Source organism: Solirubrobacter phytolaccae, from assembly GCF_027587195.1.
GTDB lineage: Bacteria > Actinomycetota > Thermoleophilia > Solirubrobacterales > Solirubrobacteraceae > Solirubrobacter > Solirubrobacter phytolaccae.
Map to the genome: position 1 here is coordinate 25,379 of NZ_JAPDDP010000069.1, position 18,149 is coordinate 43,527.

General features: G+C 73.0%; 19 protein-coding genes and 1 tRNA gene. 13 read left to right on the top strand and 7 right to left on the bottom strand.

Annotated elements, in window-relative coordinates:
* The first annotated feature begins 60 nt into the window (after positions 1-60).
* The 3 genes from OJ997_RS27825 to OJ997_RS27835 are packed head-to-tail and all read left to right on the top strand — an operon-like array spanning position 61 to position 2,073.
* Positions 61-420, top strand: coding sequence for a P-II family nitrogen regulator (locus OJ997_RS27825; RefSeq protein ID WP_270028577.1), 360 nt, complete (start codon positions 61-63; stop codon positions 418-420).
* Positions 417-1,706, top strand: a complete 1,290-nt coding sequence (locus OJ997_RS27830; RefSeq protein ID WP_270028578.1) for an ammonium transporter — start codon at positions 417-419, stop codon at positions 1,704-1,706. Before OJ997_RS27825 ends, OJ997_RS27830 begins: the two co-directional genes overlap by 4 nt.
* A 10-nt stretch (positions 1,707-1,716) precedes the next feature.
* A complete protein-coding gene (locus tag OJ997_RS27835; protein ID WP_270028579.1) occupies positions 1,717-2,073 on the top strand; it encodes a glutathione S-transferase N-terminal domain-containing protein in 357 nt (118 codons plus the stop codon).
* Here OJ997_RS27835 and OJ997_RS27840 read toward each other — a convergent pair.
* Entirely contained in the window at positions 2,066-2,665 is a 600-nt protein-coding gene (locus OJ997_RS27840) for a response regulator transcription factor (RefSeq protein WP_270028580.1), read from the bottom strand. The genes OJ997_RS27835 and OJ997_RS27840 overlap by 8 nt on opposite strands.
* A gap of 57 nt (positions 2,666-2,722) precedes the next feature.
* Between OJ997_RS27840 and deoC the strand changes: the two genes are divergently transcribed.
* The 4 genes from deoC to OJ997_RS27860 are packed head-to-tail and all read left to right on the top strand — an operon-like array spanning position 2,723 to position 7,200.
* On the top strand, positions 2,723-3,610 hold the full coding sequence (gene deoC / locus OJ997_RS27845; RefSeq protein WP_270028581.1) for a deoxyribose-phosphate aldolase: 888 nt from the start codon (positions 2,723-2,725) through the stop codon (positions 3,608-3,610).
* 6 nt (positions 3,611-3,616) lie between these two features.
* Positions 3,617-5,074, top strand: coding sequence for an aldehyde dehydrogenase family protein (locus OJ997_RS27850; protein ID WP_272600343.1), 1,458 nt, complete (start codon positions 3,617-3,619; stop codon positions 5,072-5,074).
* Positions 5,071-5,853: an aldehyde dehydrogenase family protein gene (locus tag OJ997_RS27855; protein ID WP_270028583.1), complete on the top strand. Its 783-nt coding sequence runs from the start codon at positions 5,071-5,073 to the stop codon at positions 5,851-5,853. The genes OJ997_RS27850 and OJ997_RS27855 overlap by 4 nt, the downstream gene beginning before the upstream one ends.
* A gap of 3 nt (positions 5,854-5,856) precedes the next feature.
* Positions 5,857-7,200 carry an RNB domain-containing ribonuclease gene (locus OJ997_RS27860; RefSeq protein ID WP_270028584.1) on the top strand — a complete coding sequence of 448 codons (1,344 nt, stop codon included), beginning with the start codon at positions 5,857-5,859 and terminating at the stop codon, positions 7,198-7,200.
* Here OJ997_RS27860 and OJ997_RS27865 read toward each other — a convergent pair.
* Complete coding sequence (locus OJ997_RS27865; RefSeq protein ID WP_270028585.1) at positions 7,190-8,236, bottom strand: quinone-dependent dihydroorotate dehydrogenase; 1,047 nt, start codon at positions 8,234-8,236, stop codon at positions 7,190-7,192. The two genes, OJ997_RS27860 and OJ997_RS27865, sit on opposite strands and share 11 nt — an antisense overlap.
* Positions 8,237-8,251: 15 nt before the next feature.
* Between OJ997_RS27865 and OJ997_RS27870 the strand changes: the two genes are divergently transcribed.
* Positions 8,252-8,494: a hypothetical protein gene (locus tag OJ997_RS27870; RefSeq protein WP_270028586.1), complete on the top strand. Its 243-nt coding sequence runs from the start codon at positions 8,252-8,254 to the stop codon at positions 8,492-8,494.
* Here OJ997_RS27870 and OJ997_RS27875 read toward each other — a convergent pair.
* Positions 8,491-8,880, bottom strand: a complete 390-nt coding sequence (locus tag OJ997_RS27875; RefSeq protein ID WP_270028587.1) for a RidA family protein — start codon at positions 8,878-8,880, stop codon at positions 8,491-8,493. The genes OJ997_RS27870 and OJ997_RS27875 overlap by 4 nt on opposite strands.
* Before the next feature lie 58 nt (positions 8,881-8,938).
* Here OJ997_RS27875 and OJ997_RS27880 point away from each other — a divergent pair, with 58 nt between their 5' ends.
* Genes OJ997_RS27880 through OJ997_RS27890 form a run of 3 tightly spaced genes read left to right on the top strand, consistent with a single transcriptional unit; the run spans position 8,939 to position 10,923 of the window.
* Positions 8,939-9,511 (top strand): CGNR zinc finger domain-containing protein, encoded by a 573-nt coding sequence (locus OJ997_RS27880; protein WP_270028588.1) that lies wholly within the window; start codon positions 8,939-8,941, stop codon positions 9,509-9,511.
* Between the two features lie 48 nt (positions 9,512-9,559).
* Complete coding sequence (locus OJ997_RS27885; protein WP_270028589.1) at positions 9,560-10,126, top strand: RNA polymerase sigma factor; 567 nt, start codon at positions 9,560-9,562, stop codon at positions 10,124-10,126.
* Positions 10,123-10,923, top strand: a complete 801-nt coding sequence (locus OJ997_RS27890) for a hypothetical protein (protein ID WP_270028590.1) — start codon at positions 10,123-10,125, stop codon at positions 10,921-10,923. Before OJ997_RS27885 ends, OJ997_RS27890 begins: the two co-directional genes overlap by 4 nt.
* Here OJ997_RS27890 and OJ997_RS27895 read toward each other — a convergent pair.
* Together OJ997_RS27895 and OJ997_RS27900 are read right to left on the bottom strand one after the other, a co-directional pair.
* Positions 10,924-11,010, bottom strand: a tRNA-Ser gene (locus OJ997_RS27895). It lies immediately after the preceding gene.
* Between the two features lie 25 nt (positions 11,011-11,035).
* Positions 11,036-12,238, bottom strand: coding sequence for an aminopeptidase (locus OJ997_RS27900; protein ID WP_270028591.1), 1,203 nt, complete (start codon positions 12,236-12,238; stop codon positions 11,036-11,038).
* Positions 12,239-12,274: 36 nt separating this feature from the next.
* On the opposite strand from OJ997_RS27900, the gene OJ997_RS27905 reads away from it, so the two are divergent.
* Both OJ997_RS27905 and OJ997_RS27910 read left to right on the top strand, forming a co-directional pair.
* Complete coding sequence (locus OJ997_RS27905) at positions 12,275-12,664, top strand: universal stress protein (protein WP_270028592.1); 390 nt, start codon at positions 12,275-12,277, stop codon at positions 12,662-12,664.
* A gap of 10 nt (positions 12,665-12,674) precedes the next feature.
* Positions 12,675-13,460 carry an arginase family protein gene (locus tag OJ997_RS27910; protein WP_270028593.1) on the top strand — a complete coding sequence of 262 codons (786 nt, stop codon included), beginning with the start codon at positions 12,675-12,677 and terminating at the stop codon, positions 13,458-13,460.
* Here OJ997_RS27910 and OJ997_RS27915 read toward each other — a convergent pair.
* Both OJ997_RS27915 and cydD read right to left on the bottom strand, forming a co-directional pair.
* Positions 13,432-14,649 (bottom strand): hypothetical protein, encoded by a 1,218-nt coding sequence (locus OJ997_RS27915; RefSeq protein WP_270028594.1) that lies wholly within the window; start codon positions 14,647-14,649, stop codon positions 13,432-13,434. The two genes, OJ997_RS27910 and OJ997_RS27915, sit on opposite strands and share 29 nt — an antisense overlap.
* The coding region (cydD, locus tag OJ997_RS27920; RefSeq protein WP_270028595.1) for a thiol reductant ABC exporter subunit CydD at positions 14,610-18,149 on the bottom strand (3,540 nt) is incomplete at its 5' end. The genes cydD and OJ997_RS27915, both read right to left, overlap by 40 nt.

Sequence of the window (18,149 nt, forward strand, 5' to 3'; positions counted from 1 at the left end):
CACCGTGTTGTACGCACGGCTAAAGACGATCGCCGCGCGTCCTTGAAGGCTGTGCGGACTATGAAGCTCGTAATCGGGATTGTCCGCCCCGAAAAGACGAACGAAGTCCTCGAAGCGCTCTACCGCGCCGAAGTCAGAGGCTTCTCGATGAGCCGCGTGCAAGGGCACGGCGGCGAGCTCGACCGCGTCGAGACCTACCGCGGCACCACGGTGCGCGTCGGCCTCACGGAGAAGGTGCGGTTCGAGATCGCGGTGTCCGACGACTTCGTCGACCCGGCGATCGAAGCGCTGTGCTCCGGTGGCCAGACCGGCGAGGTCGGCGACGGCAAGATCTACGTGCTCGACCTCGAGCAGGTCGTCCGCATCCGAACCGGCGAGACCGCCAACGCCGCCGTCACGCCCGTCGGGGCCTCCGCATGAGCGGGGTGAACGCGGGCGACACCGCCTGGGTCCTGATGGCCACGGCGCTCGTGCTGCTGATGACGCCCGCGCTCGGGCTCTTCTACGCGGGGCTCGTGCGGTCCAAGAACACGCTCAACACCTTCATGATGTGCGTGGCCGCGCTGGCCGTGGCGACGATCACGTGGGCGCTGGTCGGCTACTCGATCGCGTTCGCTCCAGGGAATCCCATCGTCGGCGGGCTCGACCACATCGGGCTGTCCGGCGTGGCCTTCGAGCCGCGCGAGGGCCAGACGATCCCGCACCTGCTGTTCATGGCCTTCCAGGCCACGTTCTGCATCATCACCACGGCGCTCGTCGCCGGCGCGGTCGTCGAGCGCATGCGCTTCGGCCCGTTCCTGATCTTCTCCGCCCTGTGGTCGGTGCTCGTCTACGCGGTGCTCGCGCACTGGGCGTGGGGCGGCGGCTGGCTGCAGGAGCTCGGCGCGCTGGACTTCGCGGGCGGCATCCCGGTCGAGATGGGCTCAGGCTTCAGCGCCCTCGCCGCCGCGATCGTCGTCGGCGCGCGCAAGGACCACGGCCGCGTCGCGATGCTCCCCCACAACTCCGTCTACGTCCTGCTCGGCGCCGGCCTGCTGTGGTTCGGCTGGTTCGGCTTCAACGGCGGCAGCGGGCTCGCCGCGGGCGAGGTGTCCGTGCTCGCGTTCGTCAACACGCTGCTCACCCCGGCGTGCACGCTCGCCGCCTGGTTCGTGCTCGACCTGCTGCGCTCGCGCCAGGTGACCGCGATCGGCGCGGCGACGGCGATCGTCGTCGGCTGCGTCGGCATCACGCCCGCCGCGGGCTTCCTCTCCCCGATCTGGGCGATGGTCCTCGGCGTCGTCGCCGCGCTCCCGTCCTACGCCGTGATCATGTGGCGCCCGCGCTGGCGCGTGGACGAGACGCTCGACGTGCTCGCCGCCCACGGCGTCGCGGGCCTCACCGGCATCGTCTTCATCGGGTTGGTCGCGCAGCAGAGCTGGAACGGCATCGCGGACGGCGCGCTCTACGGCGACGTCGGTCAGCTCGGCAAGCAGCTCGTCGCCGTGCTCGCCGCCCCGGCCTACGCGTTCGTCGCCACGTTCGCCCTGCTGAAGCTGATCGCCCTCTTCACGCCCCTGCGCGCGACCGCGAGCGAAGAGGCGATCGGCATGGACATCGTCGCCCACGGCGAGGAGGCCTACGCCACCGGCGAGGGCGCGATCCTCGTCATGCCCGACGCCCCGCGCCCCGAGCCGCGCCCGTCCAAGGAGCGCGTGCTGGCATAGGCTCCGACCGATGACGCTGGTCCTCCACGAGCATCCGTTCGCCGCGTACTGCTGGAAGCCGCTGATCGCGTTCTACGACCGTGGCGTGCCGTTCGAGCGCGTGAACATCGGCGGCGACGAGGATCGGGCGCGGCTCACCGAGCTGTGGCCGACGGGGAACATCCCCGTGCTCGTCGACAGCTTGCGGCCGGAGCACGGGCGCGACCCGTACGGCGTGGACGAGGCCCGCGCCACGCTCGACCGCGCCTATCCGATCCTCGAGGCCCACGAGCGGCTGGAGGCGCGGCCGAGCGTCAAGCGCGTGATCGACGAGGCCCGGTTCTTCCGCGAGTTCTTCCCGCTGGGCTGGCCGGACCACGTCAAATAGCGAGGTGGGCGCGCACCGCCAGCACCCGGCGGTGCGTGCGCGTCGACGGCGGCAGCCGGAGCTTGTCGAAGATCGAGGTGACGTGGCGCTCGACGGCGCGCTCGGACAGGTAGGCCTGCTGGGCGATCGCGCGGTTGCTGCGGCCCTCGGCCATCAGCGTCAGCACCTCGCGCTCGCGCTCGGTGAACGTGTTCCGGGTCGAGCGGCGGCCGAGCACCTGCGGGACGACGGCGGGGTCGATCACCGAGCCGCCCGCGGCCACCTCCCGCACGGCGGAGACGAGGCGCTCGACGTCCGGGACCCGCTCGGCCAGCAGGTACCCCGCGCCGGCCGGGCGGTCCTCGAGCAGGTCGAGCGCGGCGTCGGGATCGGCGGTGTCGGCGAGCACGAGGAACGGGACCTGCTCGCGCACCGGGGGCTCGCGCAGCGCGACGACGGCCATGTCGGGCCGGTGCGCGCGGGCCTTGCGCGCCAGCTCCTCGCCGTCCGCCGCCTGGGCGACGACCGCGATCCCGTGCTCCTCGAGCAGGCGCGTGAGGCCGGCGCGGAGGAGGGCGGAGTCGGCGGCGACGATGACATGGAGTTGCTGCATGACCCTCCAGACGGTGAAGGGCCGCGCGCTATTCCCGGCTCATGCCAAACTGGCCGCATGAGCCGTTCCCTCACCCCCGTCAATCGTGTCGGGGTCGACGAGCGGGCCGCGGCACTCGGGCGCCGGTCGATCAAGACGACCGCCAAGCGCGAGGGCATCCGTCTCGCCACGTCGATGATCGACCTGACGACGCTGGAGGGGTCGGACACCCCCGGCAAGGTCCGCCACCTGTGCGCGAAGGCCGTCTGCCCGGACTCCTCGCGGCCCGAGATCCCTTCGGTCGCCGCCGTCTGCGTGTACCCGGCGCTGGTCGAGGTGGCCGCGGCGGCGCTGCGCGGGTCCGGCGTCGCCGTCGCGTCCGTCGCCACCGGGTTCCCGGCCGGGCAGACGTCGCTGAAGGTCAAGCTCGACGAGACGCGCGAGGCGGTGGCCGCGGGCGCGGCGGAGATCGACATGGTGATCTCGCGCGACGCCTACCTGCGCGGCGACGACGCGCGCGTGGCGGGTGAGATCGAGGCGGTCAAGGAGGCGTGCGGCGCGGCGCACCTGAAGGTGATCATCGAGACCGCCGAGCTGCCGACCTACGCGCACGTGCGCCACGCGTCGGAGCTGGCGATCGCGGCGGGTGCGGACTGGATCAAGACGTCGACCGGCAAGTCGACCTCGGGGGCGACCCCGGGCGTGGTGCTGGTGATGCTGGAGACGGTCCGCGACCACGCGCACCGCACCGGCGAGATCGTCGGCGTCAAGGCCGCGGGCGGCGTCTCGAACACGAAGGCCGCGCTGCACCAGCTGGTGCTCGTCAAGGAGACGCTCGGCGACGAGTGGCTGACGCCGGAGCGCTTCCGGATCGGCGCGTCGTCGCTGTTGAACGACCTGCTGATGCAGTACGCCAAGCTCGACGGCGGCCATTACGGGCGCGCCGAGGACTTCTCGAAGGAGTGACGCTTCATGGCGACCGTTGAACGAACAGCTGTGAAGTGGGACTACGCGCCGGCGCCTGAGTCGCGCGACTCGGCGACGATCAAGCCGCGCTACGACCTGTTCATCGGCGGCAGGTTCGTCGCGCCGACGGACGGGACGGTGGTCTCGACCGTCAACCCCGCCACCGAGGAGGTCCTCGCGGAGGTCGCCTTCGCGGGGCCGGGCGACGTGGCGCTCGCCGTGGAGGCCGCGCGCGGTGCCGCCGCCGGCTGGGCCGCGCTGCCCGCGCTCGAGCGCGGCAAGTACCTGTTCCGGATCGCGCGGCTGCTGCAGGAGCGCGCGCGGGAGCTGGCGATCGTGGAGACGCTGGACGGCGGCAAGCCGATCCGCGAGTCCCGCGACGTGGACGTGCCGCTCGCCGCGGCGCACTTCTTCTCCTACGCGGGCTGGGCCGACAAGCTGCAGTACGCCTTCGCCGGCCGCGAGTTCGCGCCGCGCGGTGTGGTCGGCCAGGTCGTGCCGTGGAACTTCCCGCTGCTGATGGCGGCGTGGAAGCTCGCGCCCGCGCTGGCGACCGGCAACACGGCGGTCCTCAAGCCCGCCGAGACGACGCCGCTGACGGCGCTCCTGCTCGCCGAGATCATCGAGGAGGCCGGGCTGCCCGACGGCGTCGTGAACATCATTCCCGGCGACGGTTCCGCGGGCGCGTCGCTGGTGCGCAGCGACGTCGACAAGGTCGCCTTCACCGGCTCGACGGCGGTCGGCAAGGAGATCCAGCGCGCGCTGGCCGGCACCGGCAAGGGGCTCACGCTGGAGCTCGGCGGCAAGTCCGCGAACATCGTCTTCGAGGACGCCGCGCTCGACCAAGCGGTCGAGGGGATCATCGAGGGCATCTTCTTCAACCAGGGCCACGTGTGCTGCGCGGGCTCGCGGCTGCTGCTGCAGGAGAGCGTGGCCGAGGAGGTCGTGCGCAAGCTGTGGGCGCGGATGGAGCGCCTGCGCGTCGGCGACCCGCTGGACAAGAACACCGACGTGGGCGCGATCAACTCCGCCGAGCAGCTCGCCCGCATCACGTCGATGGTCGAGGCCGGTGAGCGCGAGGGCGCGACGCGGCGCTCGGTGTCCTGTGCGCTCCCGGAGGCCGGCTACTGGTTCGCGCCGACGATGTTCCTCGACGTCGCGCCCGCCAACCGGATCGCGGTCGAGGAGATCTTCGGGCCGGTCGTGTCGGTGACGACGTTCCGGTCGCCGGGCGAGGCCGTCGAGAAGGCCAACAACTCCGCCTACGGGCTGGCCGCGGGTGTGTGGACCGACAACGGCGCCAAGGCGTTCGAGGTCGCCTCCAAGCTCCGCGCCGGCGTGGTCTGGCAGAACACCTACAACAAGTTCGACCCGACGGCCGCCTTCGGGGGCTACAAGGAGAGCGGGTTCGGACGTGAAGGCGGGCCCGCGGGCCTGTCGCCGTACGTGAGGTTCGGCGGATGAGCTCCCGCGCGGCGGTCGCCAAGACGTACAAGCTCTACCTGGGAGGCGCGTTCGTGCGTTCGGAGTCCGGCCGGACCGACCCGATCGGCGGGGTCAACGTGCCCCGCGGCTCCCGGAAGGACATCCGTGACGCCGTGAAGGCGGCGCGCGGCGCCGCCGGCGGCTGGGCGAAGAAGACGGCCTACAACCGCGGGCAGGTGCTGTACCGGTTCGCGGAGGCGCTGGAGTCGCGGTCGGACGGCTCCGACGAGTACGGCGAGGCCATCGACCTGCTCGTGCACTACGCGGGCTGGACGGACAAGCTCGCGGCCGTGATGGGCGGCGTGAACCCGGTCGCGGCGCCGTTCCTGTCCTTCTCGTCGCCGGAGCCGACGGGTGTCGTCGCCGTGCTGGCGCCGGACCGGCCGGACGTGCTCGGCCTCATCCGCGAGATCGCGCCGGCCCTGGCCGCGGGCAACGCGGTGGTGGCGGTCGTGTCCCGAACCTCGCCTTTGCGGGCGCTGGACCTCGGCGAGGTGGCCGGCGTCTCGGACATCCCGGCCGGCGTGTTGAACCTCATCTCCGGCCGGCTGGACGAGCTGCTGACGCCGCTGTGCGGGCACCGCGACGTGAACGCGATCATCGACGCGACGAGCGACGACGCGGTCGCCGCGCAGGTCGACGAGCTGGCGGCGGAGACGGTCAAGCGCGTCTCCCGGCCCACGCCCTACACGGACTCGCTGACGCGCCTGGAGCCACTGGTCGAGCTCAAGACGGCCTGGCACCCAGTCGGGTCCTAGTTCGTGCTCACTCGCTGGCTTCGCGTCGTCCCGCAGTCGGCGCTGGCGGATGGTCTTGCGGCCATCCGCGCCGAGCTCGGCGTGCCGGGCGCGTTTCCGGAGGACGCGCTTGAAGAGGCCGAGGCCGCGGCGGCCAAGCCCGTCGAGGGCACGCGGGTCGAGCTGCCGTTCATCACGATCGACCCGCCCGGCGCGCGCGATCTCGACCAGGCGCTGCACCTCGCCCGGCGCGAGGACGGCTACCGGGTCTCGTACGCGATCGCCGATCCCGCGTACTTCCTGAAGCCCGGCGGCGCGCTCGACCGCGAGGCGCACGAGCGGGGCGCCACGGTCTACATGCCCGACGGCAAGCTCCCGCTCTACCCGCCGGCGCTGTCCGAGGGCGCGGCGTCGCTGCTCCCGGACGACTGGCGACCCGCCGTGCTGTGGACGCTGGACCTCGACGCGCGGGGCGAGCTGGTGGCCACGCACGTTGCGCGCCGTGTCGTGCGCAGCACCGCGCAGCACACCTACGAGGACGTCCCGGACGACGTCGCGCCGCTGCTGCGCGAGATCGGCGAGCTGCGGCTGGCGATCGAGCGGGCGCGCGGCGGCGTCCGGCTCGCCGTGCCCGAGCAGGAGGTGATCGCGCAGGACGATGGCTGGACGACCTCCTACCGCGTCCCGAACGCCTACGAGGAGTTCAACGCCCAGCTCTCGCTGCTGACCGGCATGGCCGCGGCGCGGCTGATGCTGGACGCGCGCGTCGGCATCCTGCGCACGCAGCCCGCGCCGTCGGAGAAGTCGTTCGCGCGCTTCGGCCTCACCGCCGCCGCGCTCGGCGTGCCGTGGCCGGAGGACGTCGCCTACCCCGAGTTCGTCCGGGCGCTCGACCCGACCATCCCCGCGCACGCCGCCGTCATGCACGAGGCGTCGCGGATCGGCTCGGGCGCCGGCTACACGGCCTTCGACGGCGCGCTCCCGGAGCTCGGCAGCCACTGGGCGGTCGCGGCGCCCTACGCGCACGCCACCGCGCCGCTGCGCCGGCTCCAGGACCGCTACGTCTCCGACTGCTGCCTCGGCACGCCGGACCGGGAGGCGCTGCCGGGGCTTCCCGCGACGATGGCGGCCGCGGGTCGCCGCGCCGGCGCTGTCGACCGTGCGGTCGTCGATCTGGTCGAGGCCGTCCTGCTCGCCGGCCGCGAGGGCGAGTCCTTCGAGGCGGTCGTGATCGACGACGGCGTGATCCAGCTCCGCGACCCGGCCGTCCGCGCGAAGGTCTCCGGCTCCCCCGCTCCCGGCACCACCGTCACCGTGCGACTCGAGCGCGCCGATCCCGCGACGCGCACGGTCACCTTCACGCTCTAGCGAGCAGGCCCGTGAGGATCTCCTTCACGAGCCCCGGCCCGTGGTAGATCAGGCCGGTGTAGAGCTGGACGACGGTCGCCCCCAGCTGCAGCTTCGTGTACGCCGCCTCGGCGCTGGCGACGCCGCCCGCCGCGATCAGGTCGTAGCGGTCGCCGGTGATCGACTTCAAGGTGCCGAGGATCGCGTTCACGAACGCCTCCACGGGCGGGCCGCCGACCGCGCCCGGCATGCGGTCGAGCGAGTCGCGGGCGACGGTGAGGTTCAGGTCGGCGGGCTTGCCCGACGGAAGGTTGATGGCGAAGCCGGACACGAACGGGTGGCCGTCGGCGATCGCGACGATCTCGCGCAGCACGCCCGCGTCCCGAGTGGGCTTGAGCTTCAGGATCAGCGGGCGGCGCACGTCCTCCTGCGCGAGGCGGGACAGCAGCGCGTCGATGCGGGGGAGCTCGTCGAAGAAGTCCCGGTCGGCGGCCGAGTTCGGGCAGCTCAGGTTGAGCGCCACGTAGTCGGCGCGGTCCTGGAGCACGGCGAACGAGGCCGCGTAGTCCTCGTAGACCTCCGGTCCCGCGGCGGGCTTGGCGGGGTCGTTCGTCTTGACGAGGTTGATCCCGACCGGAACCCGGCGCGGCCCGCTCAGCCGCTCCCGCACCGCGTGCGCGCCCTCGTTGGGCACGCCGTAGGCGACGACGATCGCCTCGTCCTGCGGCACGCGGAACAGTCGCGGCTTCGGGTTCCCGTCGGAGGCGTCCGCGGACACGGAGCCGATCTCCAGGTGCCCGAAGCCCAGCGCGCCGAGCATCCGCACGGCGCGCGCGTTCTTGTCGAAGCCGGCGGCGAGCCCGAGCGGGTTCGCGAGCGGGATCCCGGCCAGCGACGTCTCCAGCCGCGGGTCGCGCACCGTGAACGCGCGGCCGGCGGCCCTGCGGACGAGCGACGAGCGTCCGCCCAGCTCCGACGCCGCGAGCGTCAGGTTGTGCGCGCGTTCGGGGTCCAGCCGGAACAGCAGCGGCCGAACGGCGGACTCGTAGACGCTCATGCCAGGATCGTACGGATGACGGACGCGCCCTTCACGCTCGAACCCGGCCCCGACGGCACCGCGGTGCTCGCCGTCGACGACGCCCGCCTCACCCTCGACCAGGACGGCCTGCGCCAGCTGCGCGACGGCATCGACGCCGCCGTCGCCCGCGGCGCGGCGGGCGGCCAGGGAGTCGTGCACGAGTTCGAGGCCGGCAACGCGGTCGTGACGATCTCGGCCGTGCCCGGCGGCTCGGTCAAGATCCGCATCGACCGTTAGACGACCGCCACCGCGTCGATCTCGACCAGGAAGCCCGGGCCGAGCCCGGCGACGGTGTGGACCGTGATCGCCGGCGGCGGGTCCTCGCGGTTCCACACCTGCTGGAAGGCGCCGACGCCCTCCTGCACCGGCTGCCCGTCGACGACGGCGATCCGCCAGTGCACGACGTTCGCCAGCGTCCCGCCCTCGCTCTCGACGACGAGCTGGATCCGGCGCAGCGCCTGCAGGGCCTGCTCGCCGAGCGTGTCGCCGACAACCTTGCCCTCGGCGTCGACGCCGTTCTGCCCGCCGATGTAGATCGTCTTCGCGGGCTGCTCGACCACCACCGCCTGGCTGAACGCCGGGCTGTGATGCAGGCCTTCGGGGTTGATGTGCCGTACGGTCATCACGCGACCTCCGTAACCGGTAAGAGGGGTTAGTGTCGCAACCACTTATACTGGTTACATGCACGGGATGTCGACCGGTCGCCGGCTGCAGGACCCCAAGGGCGGCTCCTTCTGGTTCGACGCGGGCGCCGTCTGCCTGGACTTCGCCCACACGGGCGGCGAGGGCGACTACGCAATCTTCGAGTCGCTCCACGCACCGTCCGACTTCACGACGTGGCTCGCGGAGCTCGGCGTCGTCGTCGACGCCCTGAGCGATGCGGACCTCGTCGCGGCGAAGACGCTGCGTCAGGCGATCTGGGAGGTCGCGCACGCGCAGGCCGACGGCGTCGCGTTGCCCGCGGAAGCGGTCGCGATCATCAACGCGGCCGCGATCGAGCCGCCGCTGGTCCCCCAGCTGGGCACGGGCTGGGCGCCACCGGTGACCGCCTCACAGGTGCGGTCGGCGCTGGCGCGTGAGCTGATCGAGCTGCTGTCCGGCCCGCTCGCCACCCGCTTCCGCGAGTGCGCGAGCGACAACTGCCCGCTCGTCTTCGTCGACGCCTCACGTCCCGGAACCCGGCGCTGGTGCTCGATGGAGCGCTGCGGCAACCGCAGCAAGCTGCGGGCGCACCGCGCGCGGCACGCCCCGTGAGAGCCGCCCTTTGGTCACAAAGCGGGGATCTCGAGGCATGGACTGGATGTGTCCGATCTGCGACCGCGCTCCGATGAGCGCCTTCTCAGGGAACGCGAGCCGGGAGTTGCCGGCTCGGCATTCGCGGTCTTCTACGAGCGTCACAGACGCGCGGTTCTCGCGTACTTCCAGCGACGTACGCGAACACCCGAGCTTGCCGCCGACCTGGCCGCCGAGACCTTCGCTCAAGCGCTGCAGTCGCGCTGGCGCTTTCGCGCCCACACGGATGACGGCTCGGCCGCAGCCTGGCTCTTCGGCATCGCCGGGCACGTGCACAGCCGAAGCCTTCGGAAAGGGCGCGTTGAAGACCAGGCCCGACGCCGTCTCGGCCTCCCCGCCATGGCTCTTGACGATGAGGCCATACGTGAGATCACGGAGTCCGATGGCGATCAGGCGATCACCGACGCGCTCGCCCGCCTGCCCGAGGATCAGCGGGCAGCGATTCGGGCGCGCATCGTCGAGGAGCAGAGCTACGCCGACATCGCGTCGCGTCTGCGCTGCTCGGAAGGCGTAATCCGCAAGCGAGTCAGCCGCGGGCTGGTGTCGCTACGTCGAGACCTAGGGGAACTCGCGTGACCGCGTTCGATCAGTTCGAGAAGCATCTCTCCGACGCCGGGGACGCAATGGCGCTCCGAAACGTGCGAAGCCGACGCCGTCGTCGCCTGGCGACCATCGCGCTTACGGGTACGTTGGCCTTCGGCGGTGTGGCCGCTGCGGCGGCACCGTTGTGGCAACCACTGCTCGGCGATGATCAACGGGGAAACCCGACGACAGACCGCTCGGCGGTTCCCGCCGACCAGCTCGAAGCCATCGGAGCGCTTCGGCGGCCGCAGACGCCGGGTGACCGCGCCGAAGCGACTCGGTACGCCCTCACCCAACTCCCGGCTCACCGTGTTGCCGGCGTGCGACTCGATGGTGTACGTGCCATCACGCCGCCGGACACCGACGTCGAGCTGATCCTCATCCCGGCCCAGGCCGCGTCCGAAATTCGCGACGCGCTCTGCCTCTTCGTCGCCGATGAGGCCGACGGCGGAGCGATGAGTTGCTTCGCGACGTCGGACGTCCTCGAGGGAGGAGCGACGCTTCAGACGGCAGGGCCCGCCTCGGCGGCTCCTTCCGCCCCCGAGCTCCGGCCCACGAAGACCATCACGCCGTCCGATCGCATCACGACCTCCGATGCGTTCACCGGAAAGAACCCAGAAGCCGGCTTGATGGACTTCTACGGGCTCGTACCCGACGGGGTCAGCCGCGTCCGGATCGACAGCGTGGACGCCACCGTCCGCGAGAACGCGTTCCATCTCCGCGCGAGCGAGGCGACGTCCCCAAGGTCCATCGAGTGGTTCGACCGAGCGGGACGTCCGGTCTCGAAATGACGGAGAGAGGGGGATTCGAACCCCCGGACGAGTTTCCCCGTCACACGATTTCCAGTCGTGCCCGTTCAGCCGCTCCGGCACCTCTCCTGGATCGACGCGACAGGATAGTGCGTCAGACCTGCCACGCACCCCCGTACAAGACGGGAACGCGTTCGCCGTCCTTGGTGATGCCCGTGATGTTGAGCTGCTCGGAGCCGATCATGAAGTCGATGTGGATGTCGGACTCGTTCATCCGGCCGGCGGTCTCCTCGTCGCCGGCGAGGAACGGGAACGCCCGGCCCAGCGCGATGTGCGAGGCGGCGTTCTCGTCCAGCAGCGTGTCGTAGAAGACGGTGTCGAGCGCGCCGATCCGGCCCTCGTTGTCCACCAGCGCGACCTCGCCGAGGCGGGCGGCGCCCTCGTCGCGGGTGATGATCGTGCGCATGGTCTCCTGCGCCGTCGACGAGTTCAGCTCGACCGCGCGGCCGTTCTCGAAGCGCACGTAGAGGTCGCGGACGACCGTGCCGTCGATCAGCACGAGCGGCTTCGACGAGGTCACGTAGCCGTCCACGCGCGTCGGGTCGGGGCTCGTGAACACCTCCTCGGTGGGGAGGTTCGGCATGTGCGGGATGCCGTCGGCGGTCTCGAAGCGGGCCGCCTGCCACGAGGCGCCGGGCAGCAGCCCGACAGTCATCTCGGTGCCGGGCCCCTCGTAGTGCAGCGCGTCGAACTGGCGCTCGGTGAGCAGCTTGGCCACGGACACGAGCCGGTCGGCGCGCGAGCGCCACGCGGCGACGGGGTCCTCCTCGTCCAGGCGCAGCACGTGCAGCAGCTGCCCCTCGAGCTTGGCGAGCGCCTCCGCGGGCTCCAGGCCCGGATGGACGAGCTCGGCCCAGGCGGGCGTCGGGCCGGGCAGGATCGTCCAGTTGAGCTCACGCCGGCCGACGACCTCGCCGGTCTCGCGGATCGCCGGCAGGCGGTCGCGGCCGGACCGCACGGGGTCCAGGTCGTCCAGCAGGCCGGGCGCGACGGGGCCGCTCAGCGTGATCGCGGCGCCGCGGTCCTTGCCGAGCGCGAGGATCCGCTCGCCGTACCAGGGCGGCACGAACTCGAGGGTGTCGTCGGCGGCGTGCTCGATCCGCGCGCGCTTGATCCAGGGGTCGAACCAGGCGAGGTCGACGAACTTGGCGCCCTTCTCATAGGCGCGATTCGCGATCGCGCGGACGAGGGCTTCCTTGCCTGGTGCCCCGCTCAGGGAGACGACCTGGCCAGGCTGGAGGTTGGCGCCGAAATCGACAGCGAGCTCGGCGAAGCGCGCAAGCGTTACATCGTCCATAGGCACGGCGAGCGTATCTGGTGACACTATGCCGCCGTGCTGCGCTATCGCCACATCCTGATCGCGTTCGACGGCTCGCCCGAAGGCGAGCTCGCGCTCGCCCACGCCGTGGCGATGGCTCATTCCTTCCGCGCCCGGCTCACGATCGTCGCGGTGCGGCCCCGGCCCAAGTGGCCGGCGCGCCCGGGGCAGGAAGATCTCGAGGAGCGGCTGCGCGCCGCGGCCGACGGCGTGCCCGACGACCTCGGCGTCACCACCCAGCTGCTCGACGGCGACGTGGCGGACGAGGTGCTGCGCGCCGCACGCGACGGGGAGCACGACCTGATCGTGATCGGTGGCGCCGCCGCCGGCCGCGTGGCGCAGGACACGGAGATCCCGGTGATCGCCGTCCATCGACCGAACGAAGGGCCCGACCTTGCCGCATAGACCGTGGACGGTGCTCGACGCACCCTCGAACCTCGGCCTCCGGCAGCTGCGGCCCGGGGTCGAGCCGGGCGCGCGGCGGTTGGCCGACGCGCTGCGAGCGTGCGGTCTCGTCGACCGGCTGGGCGCGCGCGACGCCGGCCGCGTGGCGGCACCGCCGTGGGTGGAGCTGTTCGCCAACCGGGAGCAGATCCCCGGCTACACGCGGGAGTTGGCGGAGCGGCTCGGCGAGCTGCTGCGAGACGGCGCGAAGCCGCTCGTGCTCGGCGGCGACTGTTCGATCCTGCTCGGCGCGATGCTCGCGCTGCGCCGCCGCGGCCACTACGGGCTCGCATTCGTGGACGGCCACCTGGACTTCCGCACCGAGGACGTGGACGCCGTCGCGGGCGAGGACCTGGCGGTGGTCACAGGTCGGGCGGAGGACGCGCTCGCGGACCTCGACGGGCTGCGGCCGTACGTGCTCGACGAGGACGTCGTGGCCTACGGCTCGCGCGACGGCTCGACGGCGCCGGTCCGCGTCATCGACCTCGACGCGCTGCGTGCCGGCGAGTGGGCGGTCCCGCCCGTGCCGTACTGGGTGCACGTCGACGCCGATGTGCTGCGCCTGGACGCGGTCGACTCCCCGCAGCCGGACGGGCTCTCCTACGAGGAGCTGGCGACGCTGCTGCGCCTGCTGCTCAGCGGCCCGGTCGTGGGCATGCAGGTCACGATCTTCGACCCGGATCTGGACCCCGACGGGTCCGCGGCGGAGGCCTTGACGGCGTGCCTGGTCAGCGCCGCTGCGCCAGCGGCGCGATGACGCGACCCTCGGCGGTCCGGCCGAAGACGACCGTGTCCGGCGTCTCCTTCGGGTCGAACCGGCGCGCGTCGATCACGGCCAGGCCGGGCTTGCGGCGCAGCTCTTCGGTGCCGACGAGCGCGTGCACGGTGTCGACGACGCCGGAGGACGCGAGCAGCAGGTAGGGGAAGTTGTCGAACGTCGTGTAGGCGTACGCCGCGAACGTGTCCGCGCTCTTGAAGACCTGGTCGGCGGAGGCGGTGCCGAGGCCGACCGTGCGCTCGTCCTTGTCCTCACCCCGGTCGGGCCGGTTGCCGTAGCCGAGCGCCGCCGCCCGGCGACCGCTGAGCGCGTCGCCGTGCAGGACCACCGCGGCGCGCTTGTAGCCCGGGACCTCACCCGTCCACGTGACGGTCAGCGCGGGCGGCTCGTCGTCGGTGCGCTGCTGCTGCTCGTCGTCCTCGAGCAGCGCGGCCGCCGCCTGGGTCGCGAGGAACACCGCGCGCGCGTAGCCGCCCTCGAGCGCGCTGGTGAAGGCCTCGTAGGCCTCCGGGCGGATGTAGCGCCCGCCTTCGCCGGTGACGTAGATCGGCACGCGGTCGCTCACGGCCTGCGTGGGGACGACGAACCCGTCCGAGTCCAGGCCGCCATTACTCCACAGCAGCCCGTCGCCCACGTCCTCGTAGCCGTTGCCGTAGCCCGCGTCGACGAAGCGCCAGTCGTTGCGCGCGGGGGTGAGGATCGCGTCGCCGACGCCGATCGGGACGTCGCCGGGGTAGTCGCCCTCGGTGCGCACACGCTCGGCGTCCACGAACCAGCCGTCGCTGGACTCACGGCGCGTCAACCCCGCGAGCAGGCCACCCTGGCTCTCCAGGATCGCGAGCTGCTCGTCGTCGACCGTGCCGATCCAGAGCACGGTGACGTCGTCGTCCGGGTCGGGTTGGCGGGCCCGGCGTTCGCGCGTCTCCGGGCTCTCGCCGTCATCGTCGTCGTCCTCCTCGGCTTCCTGCTCGTCCTCGGCCGCTTCCTCGCGCCACTCGGCGACCGCGCTGTCGATCGCTTTCTCGTCCTTGGCGAGCGAGCCCCGCAGCGGGAACCCGCGCGCCCCGAGCTCGGTCTCGCCCTTCGGGTCCTCCCCACCCGAGGTGAGGAGGAGGACGGCGACGACGGCTACACCGACAACGGCGAGCCCGAGGAGGAGACGGCGCATGAGGTACGCATGTACCCAGAACCGTCGCGAAGCTCCACAACGGCGTCGAACGCCTCCAGCCCCGTGGGGTCGTGCGTGATCACGATCAGCGTCCGGTCGGTCACCAGGATGTCCTCGCGGACGGCGCGGGCCGTGTCGGGGTCGAGCATGGCCGTCGGCTCGTCGAGGATGATGATGTCGGCGGGGCTGATGAGGGCGCGGGCGAGCCCGATCCGCTGGCGCTGGCCACCGGAGACCGCGAGGCCGTCCTCGCCGACGCGCGTGTGGATGCCGTCGGGCAGCGCGTTGATCCAGTCGGCCAGGCCGGCTTCGACGAGCGTGCGGTGCACGTCGTGATCGGTCGCCTCGGGGCGGCCGATGCGCACGTTGGCGGCGATCGTCCCTGCGAGCAGGTGCGCGTCCTGGCCGGCGAGGCGGATGTGGCGGCGGATCGCATCCGGGTCCGCGTCCTTGAGGTCGACGTCGCCGAGCGCCACCGTGCCCGCATCCGGGTCGGCGAGGCGGGCCAGCAGGTTCGCGAGCGTGGTCTTGCCGGTGCCCGACGGTCCGACGATCGCGACGTGCTCGCCCGGGTTGACGGTGAGGTCGACGCCGTCCAGGACGATCGGCGCGCCGGGACCGCCGGGGCGGTGGACGAGGCCCGTGGCGGTGAGCGTGGCGCGGCGCGGGAGGGGTTCCGTTCCTGCGCGCTGCAGCTGCGGCGGACCGGCGGTGGCGGCGGCGAGCCGCTCGCGGGCGGCGCGCACGCCGATGAAGCGCAGCGCCGCCTCTGGGAGCGCCGCGGGCGCCTCGAACGCGCCGAGCGTGAGCAGGGCGAGGGCGCCGAGCCAGACCGTCGCGAGGTCGCTCTGCGTGCCGATCGCGAGGACGCCGGTGAGCGTGGCGCCCGCCGCGAGGGTGGTGGTGACGGCACCGAACGCGGCGGCGCGGGCCTGGCCGCGGTCGACGCGGGCGAGCGTTCGGCTGGCGTCGGTGAGCGCTTGGAGGCGGTTCGGGCCCTGCCCGGCGACCGCGAGCTGCGGGCCGAGCGTGAGCGCTTCCACGAGCTCGGCGCCGAACGCCGCGCGGGCCTTCCCGGGCGCGCTGTGGCGGGCCAGGGCGTGGGTCGCGAGCGGGACCAGCACGGTGGCCGTGGCGAGCCCGGCCGCGACGACGAGCGCGGTCTCCGGCAGGATCAGCGCGGCGGCGACGACCACGGCGAGCGACGCGACGGCCGCGACCGCCGCCGGCAGCACGACGCGCGGGTGCAGGTGCTGAAGCTCGTCCACGTCGCTCGTGAAGCGCGTGAGCAGGTCGGCCGCGCCGGGCACGCCGGGCCGCCCGATCCGAGCCGCGAGCCGCTCGAAGAACCCGACGCGCACCTCGGCGAGCTGCCGCAGCGCGACGTCATGCGAAGCGAGCCGCTCCCCGTAGCGCGCGAGTGATCTGACCAGCCCGAGCGCGCGGACGGTGACGATCCCGACCAGCAGCGCGAGCACGGGCGGCTGCTCGGCCGCACGCGTGACGAGCCAGCCGCTCGTGGCGAGCACGGCGAGCGCCGACAGCGTGCCCGCGACGCCGAGCGCGACCCCGGCCCACTTCGGCCATTCCCGCGCGGGCCGCGCGTCGGTGTGTGCGCCGGGCAAGGACAGCCCCGAGCCGCCCGAACTTAAAGAGGGACTGTCCCTCTTTAGCGACAGCTGTCGCGTTTCCCGCGCGTCCTCTCCGGCCCGCGCGTCGCGCCGCGCCGTCGCGCCGTCGGCCGCGCGGAGCGAGCCGGCGCCGGTTCTCCCCACGAGGCCGGCGCGCAGCGAGCCGCTCGTCCACTCGAGCCGGGCGGGCTCCTGCCGGGCCAGTTCGGCCAGGTCGATCACGACGTCGCAGATCGAGGCCAGGCGGGCGTCGTGGGTCGCGACGACCAGCGTGCGGCCGCGGGCAGCGGCGAGGATGCCCTCCGCGACGCGGCGGGTCGAGGCGTGGTCGAGGTGGGCGGTCGGCTCGTCGAGCAGGAGCAACGGCGTGTCGGCGCCGAGCGCGGCGGCGAGGCCGAGGCGCTGCTCCTGGCCGCGCGAGAACGGGCGCCCGCCCGCCCCGACGCGCGTGCTCTCCGGCACGGCCGCGATGATCTCCTCCGCGTCGGCGGCACGCAGCGCGGGCTCGCCGCCGTGCAGGCGCAGCGCTTCGCCGAGCGTGCCGGTGGGCAGCGGCGGGCGCTGGTCGAGCCAGGTGACCTGCCGCCACCAGGCGTCGCGGTCGAGCTCGCGGGCGTCGATGCCGCCGATCGTGATCGTGCCCGTGTCGGGGTCCTGGACGCGCGCGAGCAGCCGCAGCAGCGTCGACTTGCCGACGCCCGACGGGCCGACGAGCGCCACGGACGTCCCCGGCTCGATCGTCAGGTCCAGGTTCCGGAGCGGGTCCGGGCGGCCGTGCCCGTCGACGCCGACACCGCGCAGGACGATCGGCCCGGCGACCGGCGCGCAGGTGCCGCTGTCGGCGAACGGCGCGGGCTCGTCGAGCAGGTCGAAGAGCCGCTGCACGGCGACGGCGCCGTCCTCCGCGGCGTGGAAGCGCGCGCCCGCGGCCCGCAGCGGCGTGTAGACCTCCGGCGCGAGGACCAGCACGAATAGGCCGGTCGCGAGGTCCAGGTGTCCCTCGGCGAGCTGCACGCCGACGACGGCGGCCGCGATCGCGGTGCCGAGCATCGCCAGGAACTCGAGCACGAGCGCGCTCAGGAACGCGACTCGCAACGCCCCGAGCGACTCGTCCCGGTAGCGCTCCCCGACAGCCTGCAGCGACGCGGCCTGCGCCTGCTCACGGCCGTGCGCGCGGAGCGTCGGCAGCCCACGGACCACCTCGAGGAAGTGCGCGCCGAGCACGGCCAGCGCGTGCTGGCGCTCCCGCGCGTGCTCGGCCGACTTGCGACCGACCAGGACCATGAAGACGATCACGATCGGGAGCGTGATCGCCAGCAGGACGCCGACCACGAGGTCGCGCGTGGCGATGACCGCGACGACGCCGATCGGGACGGCGGCGGCGAGCGCGAGCTGCGGTACGGCCCGCGCGTAGTACTCCGCGAGCGCGTCCAGGCCCTGCGTGGCGGCGGTGGCGATGTCGCCGCGGCGAGCGTCCCGGGCGCGCCCGGCGAGCGCGCGCCCTGCGACGAGCTCACGCAGCCGCGCCAGCGCCACTTCGGCCGCACGGCGCCCCGCCAGCTCCACGACGCCCGCGAGCGCGGCGCGGATGGCGACGACGGCGATCAGCCCGAGCGCGAGCTCACGCGTGGCGACGGCGTCGGCGACGATCCACGCCTGCACCACGAGCAGCGCCGCGGCGAGGAGCCCCGCACCGGTGGCGATGCCCAGCGCTGTGCGCGCCCGCGGCGCGACGGCGAGCAGTCGCCGGTACACGGGTGGGATCGGCCCGCCGCGCTCGCGGCCACCGACCGCGGCATCGCTGTGCCCAGCGCGCCCGCGGGCGCCGTTCGCCGCGCCACTGGCCGCCGCCTCGCCGCGCGCCAAGTC

What these genes read in the sequence shown, in the direction of transcription:
- OJ997_RS27830 (WP_270028578.1), top strand. Translation starts at nt 417, where the DNA reads ATGAGCGGGGTGAACGCGGGCGACACCGCCTGGGTCCTGATGGCCACG.
- OJ997_RS27850 (WP_272600343.1), top strand. Translation starts at nt 3,617, where the DNA reads ATGGCGACCGTTGAACGAACAGCTGTGAAGTGGGACTACGCGCCGGCG.
- OJ997_RS27900 (WP_270028591.1), bottom strand. Translation starts at nt 12,238, where the DNA reads ATGGACGATGTAACGCTTGCGCGCTTCGCCGAGCTCGCTGTCGATTTC.
- OJ997_RS27875 (WP_270028587.1), bottom strand. Translation starts at nt 8,880, where the DNA reads ATGACCGTACGGCACATCAACCCCGAAGGCCTGCATCACAGCCCGGCG.
- deoC (WP_270028581.1), top strand. Translation starts at nt 2,723, where the DNA reads ATGAGCCGTTCCCTCACCCCCGTCAATCGTGTCGGGGTCGACGAGCGG.
- OJ997_RS27855 (WP_270028583.1), top strand. Translation starts at nt 5,071, where the DNA reads ATGAGCTCCCGCGCGGCGGTCGCCAAGACGTACAAGCTCTACCTGGGA.
- OJ997_RS27915 (WP_270028594.1), bottom strand. Translation starts at nt 14,649, where the DNA reads ATGCGCCGTCTCCTCCTCGGGCTCGCCGTTGTCGGTGTAGCCGTCGTC.
- OJ997_RS27880 (WP_270028588.1), top strand. Translation starts at nt 8,939, where the DNA reads ATGCACGGGATGTCGACCGGTCGCCGGCTGCAGGACCCCAAGGGCGGC.
- OJ997_RS27840 (WP_270028580.1), bottom strand. Translation starts at nt 2,665, where the DNA reads ATGCAGCAACTCCATGTCATCGTCGCCGCCGACTCCGCCCTCCTCCGC.
- OJ997_RS27825 (WP_270028577.1), top strand. Translation starts at nt 61, where the DNA reads ATGAAGCTCGTAATCGGGATTGTCCGCCCCGAAAAGACGAACGAAGTC.
- OJ997_RS27835 (WP_270028579.1), top strand. Translation starts at nt 1,717, where the DNA reads ATGACGCTGGTCCTCCACGAGCATCCGTTCGCCGCGTACTGCTGGAAG.
- OJ997_RS27865 (WP_270028585.1), bottom strand. Translation starts at nt 8,236, where the DNA reads ATGAGCGTCTACGAGTCCGCCGTTCGGCCGCTGCTGTTCCGGCTGGAC.
- OJ997_RS27870 (WP_270028586.1), top strand. Translation starts at nt 8,252, where the DNA reads ATGACGGACGCGCCCTTCACGCTCGAACCCGGCCCCGACGGCACCGCG.